General features: G+C 39.4%; 18 protein-coding genes. 17 read left to right on the forward strand and 1 reads right to left on the reverse strand.

The window, feature by feature from the left end:
* Positions 1–66 precede the first annotated feature (66 nt).
* The 10 genes from KHA95_RS17030 (at position 67) to KHA95_RS17075 (ending at position 9412) form a co-directional block, all read left to right on the forward strand.
* Complete coding sequence (locus KHA95_RS17030; protein WP_213138760.1) at positions 67–954, forward strand: type 1 periplasmic-binding domain-containing protein; 888 nt, start codon at positions 67–69, stop codon at positions 952–954.
* A gap of 11 nt (positions 955–965) precedes the next feature.
* A complete protein-coding gene (locus KHA95_RS17035) occupies positions 966–2228 on the forward strand; it encodes a tetratricopeptide repeat protein (RefSeq protein WP_349305497.1) in 1263 nt (420 codons plus the stop codon).
* Between the two features lie 31 nt (positions 2229–2259).
* A complete protein-coding gene (locus tag KHA95_RS17040) occupies positions 2260–2805 on the forward strand; it encodes a ReoY family proteolytic degradation factor (protein ID WP_213138761.1) in 546 nt (181 codons plus the stop codon).
* A 1541-nt stretch (positions 2806–4346) separates the two neighbouring features.
* On the forward strand, positions 4347–4805 hold the full coding sequence (locus KHA95_RS17045) for a YpiF family protein (RefSeq protein ID WP_213138762.1): 459 nt from the start codon (positions 4347–4349) through the stop codon (positions 4803–4805).
* A gap of 142 nt (positions 4806–4947) precedes the next feature.
* Positions 4948–5460, forward strand: coding sequence for a QcrA and Rieske domain-containing protein (locus KHA95_RS17050; protein WP_213138763.1), 513 nt, complete (start codon positions 4948–4950; stop codon positions 5458–5460).
* Between the two features lie 14 nt (positions 5461–5474).
* A complete protein-coding gene (qcrB, locus tag KHA95_RS17055) occupies positions 5475–6149 on the forward strand; it encodes a menaquinol-cytochrome c reductase cytochrome b subunit (RefSeq protein WP_213138764.1) in 675 nt (224 codons plus the stop codon).
* A gap of 42 nt (positions 6150–6191) precedes the next feature.
* Positions 6192–6959, forward strand: a complete 768-nt coding sequence (locus KHA95_RS17060; RefSeq protein ID WP_213138765.1) for a menaquinol-cytochrome c reductase cytochrome b/c subunit — start codon at positions 6192–6194, stop codon at positions 6957–6959.
* 263 nt (positions 6960–7222) lie between these two features.
* Positions 7223–7816 (forward strand): lipoprotein heptaprenylglyceryl N-acetyltransferase LhaT, encoded by a 594-nt coding sequence (gene lhaT, locus KHA95_RS17065; protein ID WP_213138766.1) that lies wholly within the window; start codon positions 7223–7225, stop codon positions 7814–7816.
* Positions 7817–7894: 78 nt separating this feature from the next.
* Positions 7895–8680: a sporulation protein YpjB gene (gene ypjB / locus KHA95_RS17070; protein ID WP_213138767.1), complete on the forward strand. Its 786-nt coding sequence runs from the start codon at positions 7895–7897 to the stop codon at positions 8678–8680.
* A 57-nt stretch (positions 8681–8737) separates the two neighbouring features.
* A complete protein-coding gene (locus tag KHA95_RS17075; RefSeq protein WP_213138768.1) occupies positions 8738–9412 on the forward strand; it encodes a zinc metallopeptidase in 675 nt (224 codons plus the stop codon).
* Between the two features lie 258 nt (positions 9413–9670).
* On the opposite strand, the gene KHA95_RS17080 is transcribed toward KHA95_RS17075, so the two are convergent.
* Positions 9671–10546, reverse strand: coding sequence for a YitT family protein (locus KHA95_RS17080; RefSeq protein ID WP_213138769.1), 876 nt, complete (start codon positions 10544–10546; stop codon positions 9671–9673).
* 265 nt (positions 10547–10811) lie between these two features.
* On the opposite strand from KHA95_RS17080, the gene KHA95_RS17085 reads away from it, so the two are divergent.
* The 7 genes from KHA95_RS17085 (at position 10812) to panB (ending at position 17331) form a co-directional block, all read left to right on the forward strand.
* On the forward strand, positions 10812–11168 hold the full coding sequence (locus tag KHA95_RS17085; RefSeq protein ID WP_213138770.1) for a nucleotide pyrophosphohydrolase: 357 nt from the start codon (positions 10812–10814) through the stop codon (positions 11166–11168).
* Entirely contained in the window at positions 11152–11955 is an 804-nt protein-coding gene (gene dapB / locus KHA95_RS17090; protein ID WP_213138771.1) for a 4-hydroxy-tetrahydrodipicolinate reductase, read from the forward strand. The genes KHA95_RS17085 and dapB overlap by 17 nt, the downstream gene beginning before the upstream one ends.
* Before the next feature lie 14 nt (positions 11956–11969).
* Complete coding sequence (bshB1, locus tag KHA95_RS17095) at positions 11970–12680, forward strand: bacillithiol biosynthesis deacetylase BshB1 (RefSeq protein WP_213138772.1); 711 nt, start codon at positions 11970–11972, stop codon at positions 12678–12680.
* Positions 12677–13813 (forward strand): N-acetyl-alpha-D-glucosaminyl L-malate synthase BshA, encoded by a 1137-nt coding sequence (bshA, locus tag KHA95_RS17100; protein WP_213138773.1) that lies wholly within the window; start codon positions 12677–12679, stop codon positions 13811–13813. The genes bshB1 and bshA overlap by 4 nt, the downstream gene beginning before the upstream one ends.
* Before the next feature lie 288 nt (positions 13814–14101).
* Complete coding sequence (locus tag KHA95_RS17105; protein ID WP_213138774.1) at positions 14102–15301, forward strand: CCA tRNA nucleotidyltransferase; 1200 nt, start codon at positions 14102–14104, stop codon at positions 15299–15301.
* Positions 15285–16268 (forward strand): biotin--[acetyl-CoA-carboxylase] ligase, encoded by a 984-nt coding sequence (locus KHA95_RS17110; protein ID WP_213138775.1) that lies wholly within the window; start codon positions 15285–15287, stop codon positions 16266–16268. Before KHA95_RS17105 ends, KHA95_RS17110 begins: the two co-directional genes overlap by 17 nt.
* 229 nt (positions 16269–16497) lie before the next feature.
* Entirely contained in the window at positions 16498–17331 is an 834-nt protein-coding gene (gene panB / locus KHA95_RS17115) for a 3-methyl-2-oxobutanoate hydroxymethyltransferase (RefSeq protein WP_213138776.1), read from the forward strand.
* Position 17332 lies beyond the last annotated feature (1 nt).

Raw genomic sequence — 17332 nt, forward strand, 5'->3', positions numbered from 1 at the left:
AATTCGCATCATTCCCTCAATTCTTTCATAGCTTGTCTTAAGAGTGATAAAAGGAGGAGGGATTGGATGCACTTTATTATTGAAAATGCTCATTTTATTCAAGCGGGTCGGAAAAGAAGGATTTCACTTATGGTTCAAAATAGAGAAATCCGTTATATAGGGGACTCCGTTTCGATGTATTCTGTTATGAAGATGGAAGCAGCTTCGTTTTTCCTTACCCCTTCACATATTATGTATACTCCCAATTTACCAGCAGATTCTTTTGCAATTTTCAAAGCATTTGTTAGTGAGCGGTTACTTGCAGCAGGATGTGGTACAATGATCACTGACTTTTCCATTCGTTATGAATCAGAGATTGACGAGCGTTTAAGTGAAAAGCGTGCAGCTCTTTTTAGTAGTCCGATCGATTATGTGATCGGGCTTCGCATTTCGCTCAGTAAATTAACGCCTGCTATTGTAAGAAAATGTGCAAGATATAAAATACCAATTATTTTCGTTGTGGTGAAGGAGAGAACGGAGCTTGATGCAAAGCCGTGGGGATGGATCAAAGAAGCGTCATTTCCATCTAATCCGATATTTATTCCTATTCTAGATTCAAACTTAAAGACTGCGGCACAAAAGCGATTATGCAAAGTTTGGACAAAAATATTAGTGAATGAAAAAATCAATCATTTGTCTAGTCCGCTAGATGAGCATACACCATTACAAGAAAATATATTAAAGAAAATTGGTTTATATCCGAATAGAGGAATTTTACGGGTTGGTGGAGAAGTTAGTTATAACCTTTACTGGAAAGATGGACATGCGGACCCTCAATCTGAAGTAGAGGTTCAGCAATTACAATTAGCTGTTTCCGTTCATAAAGGGAAGTTCCTTTTCAGCGATCCACATGCGCATTTTCATTCAGGCTTTGGCGAGGAGCTTGTAATTAATCAAACAGCTTTATTTGTTTAGTAGGAAGGGTGATGCCGATGAATCCCGCACAGTTAATGATTCGTTATATAGAAGAACAAAATTTGCAGGAAGCAGAAAAACAATTTGAATTAGTGAAAGTAAGTAGCAGTGATGAGGAAAAGTTTGAGTTAGCCGAAGTGTTGTCCCAATATGGATTTTTAGAAGAGGCGCGACAGCTTTTTGAATTATTGCTGGTGAACCATCCTGAAGAGTCGGAACTGAAAATTTTACTTGCACAAACATTAATTGAAATGGATATGGATGAGGAAGCATATCATTATTTGGAATCCATATCACCAGAGGACCCGAATTATCCAAAAAGTTTACTGATTGAAGCCGATTTATATGAAATGCAGGGCCTTTATGAAGTAAGTGAACAAAAGCTTTTACAGGCAAAGGAAATTGTAGCAGACGAGCCGATCATTGATTATGCTTTAGCAGAGCTTTATATGTCACAAGGACGCTTTCTGGAAGCTTCTCGGCTGTTTCAGCTGCTCATTGATGCTAAGCCTGCCTCTCTGAATAATATTGATTTACATGCGAGGATGGCTGAAGCATTAAGTGCGGGAGGCGCGTTTGAGGAATCATTATTTTATTATGAAAACTCACTTGCTAATCAATCGGATGTTAACGTATTGTTTGGTTACGGATTAACAAGTTATCAAGCTGGCTTGTATCAAAAAGCGCTGAATGCTTTTAAAAAGTTAAAAGAAATGGATCCAGATTATCATTCATTATATTTATATTTAGCTAAATGTTATGAACATGAGAATGACATCAAATCTGCTTTAGAGGCAGTTAAATTTGGACTTGAGCTTGATGAATATAATAAAGACTTACATTTTTATGCGGGCAATTTATTTCTAAAAAATAATAATGAGCAGGAAGCTGAACACTATTTCCGCGAAGCCCTCGCCCTCGATCCAGAATTTGTTATGGCTGCGCTAAATATAAATAAATTATTGATTCATCAGGAAAGATACGAAGAGGTGCTGGAAATTATTCATATGCTTGATGATGGGAATGCAGATCCTCAATTTCAGTGGGATGCGGCTGTAAGTTTTCAGCATACAGAGCAATATTCAATGGCATTAAAGCATTATGAACTCGCATATAATGATTTCAAACATAACCGTGATTTCCTCGTTGATTATGGATATTTTTTATTAGAGGAAGGCAAAAGGGAAGAGTCCTCTCACCTTTTCAAGAAACTTTTACAAATGGAGCCTGACAACGAGGAATGGTATGAGCTCCTTAGAAGTATAGATGAATAATAAGCGAAAAAAAGCAGAGGAGGGAAGTAAAATGGCAACCCCTGTATCTGTCAACGAGAAGAAAGAATTTATTCGTTGGTTTTTAAATCGATATCAATTGAAGAGAAGAGAGTCGGTTTGGATTCTCAATTATTTAATGAGTCATGACAAGTTAATGGAAAAAGTGCATTTTGTCGAGGAAGCCCAATGTTGTCCGAGAGGCTTGATTATGTCTACTCATTGTACAAGAGATGTCCCATTTCGCTTTTACAAAGAAAACATTATGACGACTGATGCGGAAAAATCATTTCATGATATCCGCTTAAATCGTGATGAAGAAATATACATTCAAATTAATTTTCGCTCATCGAATTTATCGCATCAATATGCAGCAGTGCTAGAGGATAATCCATATTTGCAAAAAAACTCGTATATTAATGAAAAGGATAAAGTCATTGTGGAAAAATTGCTTTCTCATAGTTTGAAATCCTTTCAAGAGGAAAAACTATTAAAAGCGATCGATCAAGCACTGGATTCAGGTGATAAAGAAACATTTGAACAACTATCAGTAAAATTAAATGAATTAAGAATGACATAGCATCCTCCAACGTCTTTGGAGGATGTTTTTTGTTAACAAAATTTGTTGTGATATAGTGCCGGGTTCGATTAACGCATTTTAGTGGTTCTAGAAAGTAGTTAACGGTGCCGAAGTCATTAAGAGAAGAGGAACATTAAGTCCGATATAATCGGAATGAATCGGTTTTAATTAATGAACAATTAAGAAAGCAGACGGCTTATAGCCTTTAAATCTGTGATTTTTTGTCTAAAAGACATCCTCCCTGTAATTTGGTGAAACACTGTCCAATAGGAAGTGCCTAAAGGACACTCTTCCTGTAATTTAATGAAACACTGTCTAATAGGAAGCGCCTAAAAGACATCCTCCCTGTAATTTAGTGAAACTTTGTCCAATAGGAAGTGCCTAAAGGACATTCTTGCTGTAATTTAGTGAAACTTTGTCCAATAGGAAGCGTCTAAAGGACACTCTTCCTGTGATTTAGTGAACACTGTCTAATAGGAATAGTCTAAAGGACAATCTTGCTGTAATTTAGTGAAACTCTGTCTAATAGGAAGCGTCTAAAGGACCCTCTCCCTGTAATTTAGTGAAACACTGTCCAATAGGAAGTGCCTAAAAGACACTCTTCCTGTAATTTAGTGAAACTGTGTCCAATAGGAAGCGCCTAAAAGACATCCTCCCTGTAATTTAGTGAAACTTTGTCCAATAGGAAGTGCCTAAAGGACATTCTTGCTGTAATTTAGTGAAACTTTGTCCAATAGGAAGTGCCTAAAGGACACTCTCCCTGTAATTTAGTGAAACACTGTCTAATAGGAAGTGCCTAAAGGACATTCTCCCTGTAATTTAGTGAAACACTGTCTAATAGGAAGTGCCTAAAAGACATCCTCCCTGTAATTTAGTGAAACACTGTCTAATAGGAAGCGTCTAAAAGACATCCTCCCTGTAATTTAGTGAAACACTGTCTAATAGGAATAGTCTAAAGGACATTCTTGCTGTAATTTAGTGAAACTTTGTCCAATAGGAATAGTCTAAAGGACATTCTTGCTGTAATTTAGTGAAACTTTGTCTAATAGGAAGAGTCTAAAGGACGCACTTCCTGTAATTTAGTGAAACACTGTCTAATAGGAAGCGTCTAAAGGACACACTCTCTGAATTTTATTGAACTCTGTCCAATAGGAAGCGCCTAAAAGACATCCTCCCTGTAATTTAGTGAAACACTGTCCATTAAGAAGCGGCTAAAGGACATTCTCTCTGAATTTTATTGAACTCTGTCCAATAGGAAGTGTTTAATGATCTTTCCTTCGCAACTTAATAAAATTCTGTCAAAAAGAAAGCGACAAATGTTCTCGGTCTTTGCTTAAGCGAAAATTGTTTGAAAACAAGCGTTAATATCCCATGCCAATGTTTTCCGAAAGTAATTTAATTTCTATATACTATTTTGATCATTCCGCTTTTACTCTTGCGTTTTTCCGCAGAATATAGGTAAGGGACCAATGTGTTAAACATGTTAAATTAAATCCAACGTGGTAAAGTAGAATGGATGAAGATAATAAGAGGTGGAATCGATGAATTGGAATGCGCAAGATGTGGAATTATATTTACAAGAAAGGGATTATATTGATACGGCTGTCATTCCGTTGCTGCCGATTTCCTTTCAATCTGGGATAAGGGCAGCGGCTGAGCAAGGGGAATATACTACATTATTTTCAATGCATTTAGAGCGACAATTTAAAGGTAGAATGTTGTTTTTTCCTCCCTTTACATATGTGGATGAGCCTGAAACGATGATTGAAATGCTACAAAAGTGGGAAGAAAAGATAATGGAGAGCGGCTTCTTGCATGTGTTTTTTCTGACATCCGATGGGCGTTGGACATCACTGCAAGAGCATCTAAAAGGCTCATTATTTTATGTCCCTTCCGTGCCGTTGCAACATATGGAAGACAAGTATAAACACTCGATTATGGAGGACCAACTCAAAAAGATGATGCCGGATATTGTTGGAGGTTGGCAGCGTTCCCAGTGAATGCCACATAGTTGACAATGTTTACGTTCGTATTTGATTGACCTTCTTGCTTTATTGATATATCATTATTATGTCCTAGTTTGTTATAATGTGCATAATTTTGTCCGGCTGGACTTACCTTACTGACAGAGGGGGGAAAAGGATGAGCAAGAATCCTGTAACTAGACGTCAATTTTTAAGCTATACACTAACAGGTGTAGGTGGATTTATGGCGGCTGGAATGATCATGCCAATGCTTCGCTTTGCAATTGATCCAGTGTTAAAAGCAGAAGCAACAGGTGATTTTAAAATGACCGATAAAAAAATTGCTGATATCACAGCAGAACCGGTGCGTGTTGACTTTAAATATGAACAAAAAGATGCATGGCACACAGGAGAAACAACCCAGACCGCATGGGTCTACACAAATGACGCAGGTGAAATTGTAGCGCTTTCACCAATCTGTAAACATCTTGGCTGTACAGTTAGCTGGAATGGAAGTGAAAAATACCCAGACCGCTTTTTCTGCCCGTGTCATAACGGTGTTTACACGAAAGATGGAAATAACGTCCCAGGCACACCGCCGCGAGGACCACTGGACGCTTATCCAGTGCAAGAAAAAGACGGCTTTTTAATGCTTGGTACACCTGAAGAAAATCCATTTGTAAGAAAGTAAAGGAGGCGTAATCATTGCTAAACAAAGTGTATGATTGGATTGACGAGCGCTTGGATATTACGCCAATATGGAGAGACATTGCAGACCATGAAGTGCCTGAGCACGTAAACCCAGCACATCATTTTTCTGCGTTCGTTTACTGCTTCGGCGGTTTAACGTTCTTTATTACAGTAATCCAAATCTTATCAGGTATGTTTTTAACAATGTATTATGTGCCTGATATTAAAAACGCTTGGGAATCCGTTTATTATCTTCAAAATGAAGTAGCGTTTGGACAAATTGTTCGCGGCATGCACCACTGGGGAGCAAGTCTAGTCATTGTAATGATGTTTTTACATACACTGCGCGTATTTTTCCAAGGCGCATATAAAAAACCGCGTGAGCTTAACTGGGTAGTAGGGGTACTTATCTTCTTCGTTATGCTTGCACTTGGTTTGACTGGATACTTACTTCCATGGGATATGAAGGCATTGTTTGCAACGAAGGTTACTTTGGACATTGTTGAATCTGTTCCGTTAATCGGACCGTATGCGAAAACATTAATTGCGGGTGATCCGACGATCGTTGGAGCGCAAACGTTAACACGTTTCTTCGCTATTCACGTATTCTTCTTGCCAGCAGCATTGATTGGACTAATGGCTGCGCATTTTATTATGATTCGCAGACAAGGTATCGCTGGTCCACTGTAAAATTTACTGAATACTTATATGTAACTTAAAGGAGGGGACGTCATGCAACGAGGCAAAGGAATGAAGTTTGTCGGAGATTCACGTGTTTCAGCTGAGCGGAAATCGAATCTGCCGAAGGACTATTCCGAATACCCTGGAAAAACGGAAGCATTCTGGCCCGATTTCCTTTTGAAGGAATGGCTAGTTGGTGCTGTTTTCCTAATCGGATTTTTATGTTTGACAGTGGCGCATGAGCCTCCGCTCGAGCGCATTGCCGATCCAACTGATACCGGATATATCGCAATTCCGGACTGGTATTTCTTGTTTCTATATCAATTATTAAAGTACTCATATACATCTGGTCCTTATAATATTCTTGGAACAGTAGTCATTCCTGGGCTTGCATTTGGTGGATTATTGCTTGCACCATTTATTGATCGCGGACCTGAGCGTCGCGCATCTAAACGTCCATTTGCAACAGGATTCATGCTTCTTGCATTTGCCGGTATTTTCTATTTAACTTGGGAAGCGGTAGATATGCATGACTGGGATGCAGCAGCACAACAAGGAAAAATCACCGCAGCATTCGAAGTCGACAAGGAAGATGAAGGCTATCAAGTGTACGCAAACCAAAGTTGTATCAACTGTCATGGTGAAAACCTCGAAGGAGGGCCAGCTGCTCCAGCATTAGTAGATATGGAGCATACGGTTGATGAAATTAAAGACATTGCCCATAACGGGATTGGAAGTATGCCTGCTGGTCAGTACGATGGTTCTGAAGAAGATTTAGATAAACTAGCTGAGTTCTTAGTGAATTTGAAAAGTGAATAATGAAAAGAAGAGTCGGCTTTTGCCGACTCTTTTTTCAAGAGAATAGAAAGTATAGATTTTTCGTTGCTTTCATTTTGAAGTAGCATATTCTTGTCTAGCTCCAGTCGCCCAGCGACTAGCAAACTTCACTCTTCTTCCTACGATAAGTCAACATCGGCTCATTCTTTCGCCGTGTTTCCTTTATCTCGTCAGAATCGCTCCAGTTTGTACGTCGCTAAACGGGCGCTTGCGCTTTTCTTAGAATGGAGGCTCATTATTCGAATATGAATCATATATATACGATATTAACGAACCGTCTTTTTTTATGGTTGCTTTTAATAGTAAATACGGCTGGGACGATTTATGGATACATTTGGTATGAAGGTCAGCTTGAACTGACACCAACGTATTTTCTGCCTTTTGTACCTGATAGTCCAACAGCAAGCTTATTTTTTTGTTTCGTTTTGCTAGCCTTTCTATTAAAGAAAAATTGGGGATTAGCTGAAGCGTTGGCGCTTATTACGTTATTTAAATACGGAATTTGGGCAGTAGTTATGAATATTTTAACCTTAAATGTCACAGGTTATCTCCCTTGGCAAGGCTATATGTTAATCGCTTCACACGGGGCAATGGCCATTCAGGCGATTCTTTACGCGCCTTATTATCGAATGAAAACATGGCATATTGCCGCTGCTGCGATTTGGACGCTTCATAATGACGTGATTGATTATGTATTTATGCAATATCCGATTTATCCGGGCTTGGAGCTTTATATTGCAGAAATCGGTTATTTCACTTTTTGGCTAAGTATTGTCGCGATCGCAATTGCCTACTATTTTTCTAAGCGTAACCAAACAGAAGGAAAATATATGTTTTAAGACTGAGTGAAATGATTGCTCGGTCTATTCTTGTCCACTCTCTCATACAGTTTAATAGTAGTATGGGGAGGGATTAAGATGAAACATATTATGCTCATCCTTCTGTCGATCTGGATCGTTATAGGCATTTCACCCGTGTTGGCGCAAGAAGCATCAACGAGTTCTGAGCTTGACCGACTTGCTGATGAAGCGTTACAGCTAACGAGATTTGGCCGATTCGAGGAAGCGAAACAATTATTGACTCGCTACGGGGAGTTATTTGCAAGTGAAGGTGTTGCTGAAAAAAATTTTACAATCGATCAAATTAGAGTGTTAACGACTGCTCAAAACGAAGCGTTAGGCGCGGTGACAAGCGTTGGGATGGGCATAGATGATCGAGTAAAACGAGTGACTGCATTTCGTCTTGCTGCCGATGCGGTGACATCGAAATATCAGCCGATGTGGATCGAAATGGAGCCGCAAATATTACAATCCTTTCAAGAAGTGAAAGGAGCTGCTTTAGAAGGGGATGCCGATTTATATAATCGAGAGTTAAATGAATTTCTTGCGACTTATTCCGTTATTCAACCGAGCATTAAAATTAGCGTTCCGGTAGAGAAGGTCCAAAAATTAGATTCGAAAATGGCATTTCTTGATAAATATCGCTCGAAATTTTCAGACCATGATTGGGAAGAACAATTAGATACGATTGAGAAAGATTTAGTAAATCTGTTTTCAAATGTAAGTAAAGACGAAATTGATCCGTCCGTTTGGTGGGTAATGATTATGACCGGTAGCATTATTATTACTACATTGTCTTATGTAGGCTGGAAAAAATATCGGGCCGAAAAAGCGAAGAAAAAAGGTAGAAAGTCAAATGATTGACCTCCAGTGATATATTGACTAAAATATAAATAATAATAGTAGAGATGGAGGTTTCAAATGGGGGGTTATTTAATATACTTGGCGATTATTATTATCATTCCAATATACGCCCAGTATAAGGTTAAAAGCACGTATTCAAAGTATTCGAAAATTCCTACGACAGCAGGAATGAGCGGTGCAGAAGTAGCGAGAAGAATTTTAGATGCTAATGGTTTACAACATATTGCTGTAAGAGAAACGCCTGGTTTTCTAAGTGATCATTATAATCCATTGACGAAATCAGTGCATTTATCTCCAGATAATTACCATAATCATTCTGTTGCTGGTGCGGCTGTTGCAGCCCATGAGGTGGGACATGCTATCCAGGATAAAGTTGGATACTCTGCGTTACGCTTACGCCATGCACTCGTGCCAGTCGCAAATATTAGTTCCAAACTCGCTTGGATATTTATTATGATTGGTATTTTTGTTACAGCATTACCGAATTTCCTGTTAATTGGGATCATCTTAATGGCGGCAGGAGTCCTTTTTCAGATTATTACATTGCCAGTTGAATTCAATGCTTCATCTAGAGCGATGGATGAAATCGTCTCACTTGGACTAATAAGCAATACTGAGGAACGTGATGCGCGAAAAGTCTTGAATGCTGCTGCGATGACCTATGTAGCCGCTGCCGCAGTTGCTGTTCTGGAACTTGTTCGTCTCATTATGATTTTTAATAACCGTGATTAAGCGAAGGTAGAGGCACTTTTTAAGTGCTTCTCCTTTTTTTTATGGCCGACCTTGCTTGATAAAGCTTCTCTGAAAGGTCTGTGATGACGTTGGCAAAGAATTCCCTCTGCAAAACTTTGAAAAAACTCTTAAAGAAACAAATGACTAGGAAATTCCAACAGAATTGTGCTTCGAACAAAAGATTTAAAAAGTCAAAAATCTGTCTTTTAGTTTCTGGCAAGCTGATAAAATCACCATTGTTTTAAGAACGAGTCCATCTCATGCATCATACGGATTTTTATTTTCATCGAGGGTAAATCCTTCACCGATTACATCGTGAACGACAACGACGGAAACAAATGCATGAGGATCGATCGCATGGATGATTTTTTTCAAATAAACGATTTCAGTTCTGCCAACAACACAGTAAAGTATTTCTTTTTCTTTTTTTGAATACGAACCTTTTCCGTTTAAAATGGTTACGCCACGGTTCATTTTATCCATAATCGCATCAGCGATTTCTTGATGGTGTACTTCGGAAATAATCAGGGCGCCACGTGCAGCATATGCCCCCTCTTGCATAAAATCAATGACTCGTGCTCCGACAAAGACGGCTACGAGCGTATACATCGCTTGCCTATGGTTTAAATAAGTGAGCAGTGATACAGTAATAACAACGGCATCAAAGATAAACATCGTTCTTCCCATACTAATTCCTTTATATTTATGTAAAAGCCGGGCGATAATATCTACTCCTCCGGTTGTGCCTCCGTAACGAAACGTAATGCCGAGGCCAATACCGATAAAAACACCAGCAAAGAGGGCAGCTAAAAATAAATCTCCTTCAAGGGGAATAGAAATTTGAAAGCGTTGAAAAATGAATAAAAAAATAGATACGCTGATCGTCCCTATAATCGTATAAGTAAAGGCTTTTTTCCCGAGTAATTTCCAGCCGATGAGGAAAAGGGGAATATTTAATAGTAAGTTTGAGATGGAAGGATCCACATTAAACAAAAAATAAAGCAACAATGTAATCCCAGTGAATCCACCTTCAGCCAAGTTGTTTTGCATATTAAAATGTACGATTCCAAAGGAAAAAATGGCGGCGCCGAGTAAAATGAAAAAGATATTTTTCACCTTTAAACCAAACATCATTTTCTCATCTCCATTAAAAGAATAATTGTGCATAATTATTTTACAAGAATAATTGCGTCTTCGCTTTTTCGCTTGCACTTAAGAATACCGTAATCAAGGCTTTCGCGAGCTCATATTCCGCAATTGGACATGCGTCCTAAATAGAGGCTTATGTTTTTCTTATTATAAGCATTTCACTCGAACCGAGGCAAATGGTGCGCTATAAGTAAAATCATTTGTATAAAAAAAAGGAATTCGCTAACATGAAAGAGGAAGGTGAGTGCATATGTCTGAACAAAAAACGGTTCAACAATTACAAAATGAAGTGGATGAGTATATTAGCCAATTTAAAGAAGGTTATTTTAGCCCACTCGCGATGATGGCGAGATTGACAGAAGAAATGGGCGAGCTTGCTCGAGAAATTAACCATTATTATGGGGAAAAACCGAAAAAAACAACCGAAACGGAGAAAACAATCGAAGAGGAAATCGGCGATGTTTTATTTGTGACGATTTGTCTTGCGAATTCTCTAGGAATCGATTTACAATCAGCACATGATCGTGTCATGCACAAATTTGCTACTCGCGATAAAAATAGATGGACAAGAAAAGAAGGGGAAGATCAAAATGGAAAAGAAAATTAAAATAGTCGTTGCTGGACCACGCGGGAGAATGGGCTATGAAGCAGTGAAAATGATCGAAAGCGCGTCACAATTTGAATTGGTCGCTGTATTGGATCGAAAAAATGATGGAATGAGTTTAGGAGATATAGAAGGCTTTACCAATATAAATGTTCCGATTTTTACAAATGTTGAACAGTGCTTCCAGCAAGTAGAAGCGGACGTGCTCGTTGATTTAACCGTACCAGAAACGGGGTATGTACATACTAAAACAGCTTTGCAATACGGGGTACGCCCTGTTGTTGGCACGACTGGATTTACGAAGGAGCAGCTTGAAGAATTGAAACAGCTTGCAGAGGAAAAAGGGATCGGCTGTATTATTGCTCCTAACTTTGCGATTGGTGCGATTTTAATGATGAAGTTTTCTGAAATGGCGGCAAAATATTTTCATGATGTGGAAATCATTGAAATGCATCACGACCAAAAATTGGATGCACCATCCGGAACGGCCGTAAAAACGGCGGAAATGATTGCTGTCAATCGTCAAGAAAAAAAGCAAGGTCATACGGATGAAAAAGAAATGATGCAAGGAGCAAGAGGGGCAGATTATGATGGAATGCGTGTTCATAGTGTGCGTCTTCCAGGTTTAGTTGCTCATCAGCAAGTAATGTTCGGAGCAGATGGACAATTATTAACGATTCGTCATGATTCATTTAACCGTGCTTCGTTTATGTCTGGTGTAAAAGTATCCGTAGAAACCGTTATGTCATTAACAACGCTTGTATACGGCTTAGAGCATATTATTGATTAAAGGACGGGGAAATGATGGAGCAAGAACAGATTGACATTCTCGCGTTTGGTGCACATGCAGATGATGTTGAGATTGGAATGGCGGGGGCATTGGCGAAATGGTCGTCTGCCGGCAAAAAAATCGTTATTTGTGAACTAACAGAAGCGGAATTGTCATCAAATGGCAATGTGAAAAAAAGAAAAGAAGAAGCCGCATTGGCGGCATCTGTGCTTGGCATACAAGAGCGGATTAATTTGCAAATGCCTGATCGCGGTTTATTTATGACCGACGAATATATCCGGCAAATTACAACGGTGATTCGAACGTATAAGCCTACACTAGTATTTGCTCCTTATTTTGAAGATCGCCATCCAGATCATAGCAATTGTGCGAATTTAATTAGAGAAGCTTTTTTTTCAGCAGGAATTAGGAAATACGACGGTGGCTTACCGCCTCATAAAGCTCGAGGCTTATATTATTATATGATTAATGGCTTTTCAAAGCCTGATTTTCTAATTAATATATCCACATTTATTGAACAGAAAAAATCCGCCTTAGCAGCATATGAATCTCAATTTATATTTCAAGATCAAGGTGTACAAACGCCATTAACTGACGGATATATTGAGACGGTCATCGCAAGGGAGCGAGTGTTTGGCAAGGAGGCAGGGGTCCTCTATGCAGAAGGGTTTAAAGTAAATGGCCCTATGCTTATAAATGATGATATTTTTGGTGATGACGTATGAAATTGAAAATTGGCATAACCTGTTACCCGACCGTTGGAGGGTCCGGTGTAATTGCGACTGAATTAGGGAAAATGTTAGCGGAGCGAGGGCATGAAATTCATTTTATTACATCCAACCTACCGTTTCGTTTAAATATTATGCATCCTAATATTTTTTTCCATCAAGTAAATGTGAATCAATATTCAGTATTTCAATATGCTCCATATGATATTGCATTGGCGAGTAAAATGGCTGAAGTGATCAAACGCGAACAACTTGATATTTTACACGTTCACTATGCCGTTCCACATGCGATTTGTGCGATTCTTGCCAAACAGATGGCTGGAACAGATGTGAAAATTGTTACAACCTTGCACGGAACCGATATTACGGTATTAGGCTATGATTCAACCCTTGTTGAAGCGATCAAATATGGAATTGAAAAATCAGATTGTGTCACGGCCGTATCTGAAGCTCTTGTAAAGGAAACGATGGAATTGATTGATCCGAAGAAAGAGCTCGAAGTGATTCATAATTTTATTGATGAACGAATTTATAAAAAAGTCGATGCGGATCATTTAAAAACGGCATATGGCATTTCTCCTCATGAGAAAGTGCTCATTCACGTATCAAATTTTAGACCTGTCAAACGTGTGCGTGATGTTGTACTAGCGTTTGCACAAATTGCGAAGCAAATAGAAGCAAAGCTATTACTTGTTGGAGATGGTCCAGAAAAAACGAGTTTGTATAAACTCGTCCAACAATTAGATATTGAACATAAAGTGATTTTTCTTGGGAGGCAAGATCATCTTGAAGAAGTGTATTCGATAAGTGATCTTATGCTTTTGTTGTCTGAAAAAGAAAGCTTCGGTTTGGTTGCGCTTGAAGCGATGGCATGTGGTGTTCCTTGTATCGGTACGAATATTGGTGGCATTCCAGAAGTAATTGAAGACGGTGTGAATGGCTATGTTTGTGAATTAGGTGATATTGAAGGGATTGCTGCAAAGGCGATCCAATTATTGCAAAATCAACAACTATTTAGCGAGTTTTCACTAAATGCATTAGCAACGCCAGAAAAACAATTTCGCTCAGAGGCCATCGTTTCTCAATATGAACAGTTATATTATTCTCTTTTAACGGATACGCTCAAATAAACTTGATTTTAAGCTGATAACGTTGATTGTTGCAGAAGATGGCGATTTTCCGAGAAATGCGTTGTAATTCCTTGGCGCGGTGGCGGGTTTGGAGAAGTTAATCCGATGTCCTGCGGGGTTAGCAGTCTACGCCAAAGCTCGCAGGAGGTTTTTAAAGGAAGTCGCCACATCGTGTGGCGATGGCTTTTCAACAATCTGTTCGCCGAACTTCACTTGGAAAAAACGTCCACCTAGAGCGGAAATTAACAAGATTTTATATAAAGCTAACTGATAGACAAGGGTGATGTTATGAAGCAACTATTTGAAAAAGCGATTCCACTCATTGAGAGAATAGAGAATCATGGCTTTGAAGCGTTTTTTGTCGGTGGATGTGTAAGAGATTGGTTGCTTGATCGTCCGATTCATGATGTTGATATTGCCACGTCAGCAACCCCAGAAGAAATAAAAGCAATATTTAGGGCGACCGTCGATATTGGCATTGAACATGGAACGATTCTTGTCATCGAAAATGGGACAGGATTTGAAGTTACAACGTATCGAGCAGAATCCGATTATATTGACTTCAGAAGACCGAGTTCGGTCGAATTTATTCGTTCATTGCATGAAGATTTAAAACGGAGAGATTTTACAATGAATGCAATGGCAATGGATAAAAGTATGAACATTATCGATCCGTTTCACGGAAAGAAAGCATTAATGGAAAAGAGGATTGTAACGGTTGGTGAGCCTGCAGAACGATTTAATGAAGATGCATTGAGGTTAATGCGGGCCGTTCGTTTTGTTAGCCAGCTCGGTTTTTTGCTTAATCTTGAAACGGAAAAGGCGATTGCAACATATGCACCATTATTAAACAAAATTGCAATTGAGCGGATTACTGCGGAAATGATTAAATTATTAGACGGAGATTATAAGATTGAGGCGTTAAAGTTAATTGATCGCCATTTATCAGCCTATTTACCGTCTTTATTTCAACGCAAAACAATTCACTCGATCCTTACCTTGCCATTACAGCATTTATCAGAAGTAGAAATGTGGCTGCTTATTTTACATAAAGAAAATCCTGCGGATCCAAAAGATGCATTAAAAAGATGGAGACTGCCGACGAAAAAAATCAACTATCTTCTTCACTGCTTAGCCAATTTACAGAAACGATTAGAGGCAGAATGGGCGCCATATACATTATACCGTGCTGGATTAACGGCTGCCCTGACAGTCGAAAAAGTTTACACAGCTTTGATCAAAAAAGACGAGCATCAAGACGAGCATCAAATTGAAGCACAACTAACAAAAGCGTTTGATGAACTCCTAATTACATCAAAATCAGAGCTAGCTATTACAGGTAAGGATTTGCTTGAATGGACGAATAAGCCTGCGGGGCCGTGGGTAAGCGCAGAGCTTGAAAGCATTGAGCGGGCCGTCGTTTCCAATGAAGTGAAAAACGAAAAGCAAGCAATTAGGAGGTGGAGAGAAAATGGCGCCTTCGATTAAACAACAATTGATCGCCGCTCTCTCGAATGCAAACGGTCAATTTTTATCTGGACAAGCACTGGCTGAAATGATCGGTTGTTCGCGAACAGCGATCTGGAAGCATATTGAAGAATTGCGGAAATCCGGTTTTGAATTAGAGGCAGTCAGAAAAAAAGGCTATCGAATCATTGAATTGCCCGACCAAATGACGGAAAATGAAATTCTTTTCGGCTTAACAACCGAATGTTTTGGTCGGCATATTTATCATTTTGACAAGATTGATTCAACGCAAGTGAAAGCACATCAGTTAGCAGAAAAAGGTGCACCAGAAGGAACCGTCGTCATTGCTGAAGAGCAGACAAGTGGAAGAGGAAGGATGTCCCGTCCATGGCATTCATTAAAGAAAAAGGGCGTTTGGATGAGTTTTATCGTCCGACCCAAACTTCATCTTCAACAAGCTCCCCAGTTTACACTCATAACTGCGATTGCGGTTGTGAAAGCAATTGAAGAAACAACTGGATTGGAACCGGAAATTAAATGGCCAAATGATATTTTACTGAATGGGAAGAAAATAACCGGGATTTTAACCGAACTTCAAGGTGAGGCGGATCATATTCATTATTTAATCATTGGGATTGGAATGAATGTGAATCATGCGAAAGCGGATTTTCCCGAGGAAGTAAAGGAGATTGCGACTTCACTTGCAATCGAGAAAGGAGAGCAAGTTGCAAGGGCTGTGCTCGTACAAAATGTATTGAAAAATTTCGAAAAATATTATCAGTTGTATGTAGAAAAGGGATTCGCTCCGTTAAAGCTTCTCTGGGAAAGTTATGCGGTAAGCATTGGTAAAACGATCGTAGCTAAAACCCTTACTTCTGAAATCACCGGAAAAGCAGTGGGGATCACAGAAGAAGGAGTGTTAAAAATCGAAGGGGAAGATGGACAAATCCATCATATTTATTCCGCTGATATTGAGATCAAGTCGTAGTCAATAGGCAGGAATTTTGTTATAATACGAAGTGGGCGGTATCGAAATGAGCTGCACCTTGATTCATGACAATTTAACGTATTTTATCTGCCTTGATCCATTACGGACTAGGACAGAGGGCCGAAATGAGTGAAAAGAAACGAAAAGTCCTTTGCCTATTTGGCATGGACTTTTTTTATGATCGCTCAATCATCTTCGTCCTCTGAATATGAAAAAGGGGATGTGTGATTTGAAACAAACGACAGATTTTGAAATGATGAAATACAATGGGGAAAAAATCGCCATGGTTACGGCTTATGATTTTCCTGGAGCGAAGCTGGCGGAGCAGGCAAATGTAGACATGATTTTAGTTGGAGATTCCCTAGGGATGGTTGTCCTTGGCTATGAATCAACCGTTCCCGTCACATTAGCGGACATGATTCATCATACGAAGGCGGTAAAACGAGGAGCTACTAACACATTTATCGTCGCCGATCTTCCATTTATGACTTATCATATAAGCGTGGAAGAGGCGATGAAAGCGGCGGCTGCCCTTATGCAAGAGGGGGGAGCACATGCAGTGAAAGTGGAAGGGGGAGGAGATGTTATTCCTCTCATTGAAAAATTAACTGCCGCTGGTGTTCCTGTTATGGCTCATCTCGGTCTTACACCCCAAACAGCTGGAGTGCTTGGCGGCTATAAAGTTCAAGCAAAAACAGCTGAAGCAGCCGAATTATTAGTGGAAGAAGCGGTTAAATGTCAAGAGGCTGGAGCATTTGCGCTTGTGCTTGAATGTATTCCGAAGCAACTAGCACAGGAGGTTTCCGCACGTATTTCGATTCCGACGATTGGGATTGGTGCCGGATCCGAGGTTGATGGTCAAGTGCTCGTCTATCATGATCTGCTCACATACGGTGTTGAGCGCGTCGCGAAATTTGTCAAAAAATATGCGGATATGAATGACGTTGCTGTAAATGCGATTCATTCGTATGTTCAGGATGTCAAACGTGGACAATTTCCAGAACAGAAGCATTCGTTTACGATGAAAGAAGAAGAGCTGGCGATATTATACGGGGGAAAATAAC

The sequence above is a fragment of the Bacillus sp. FJAT-50079 genome (genome assembly GCF_018343515.1).
GTDB lineage: Bacteria > Bacillota > Bacilli > Bacillales > Bacillaceae_C > Lederbergia.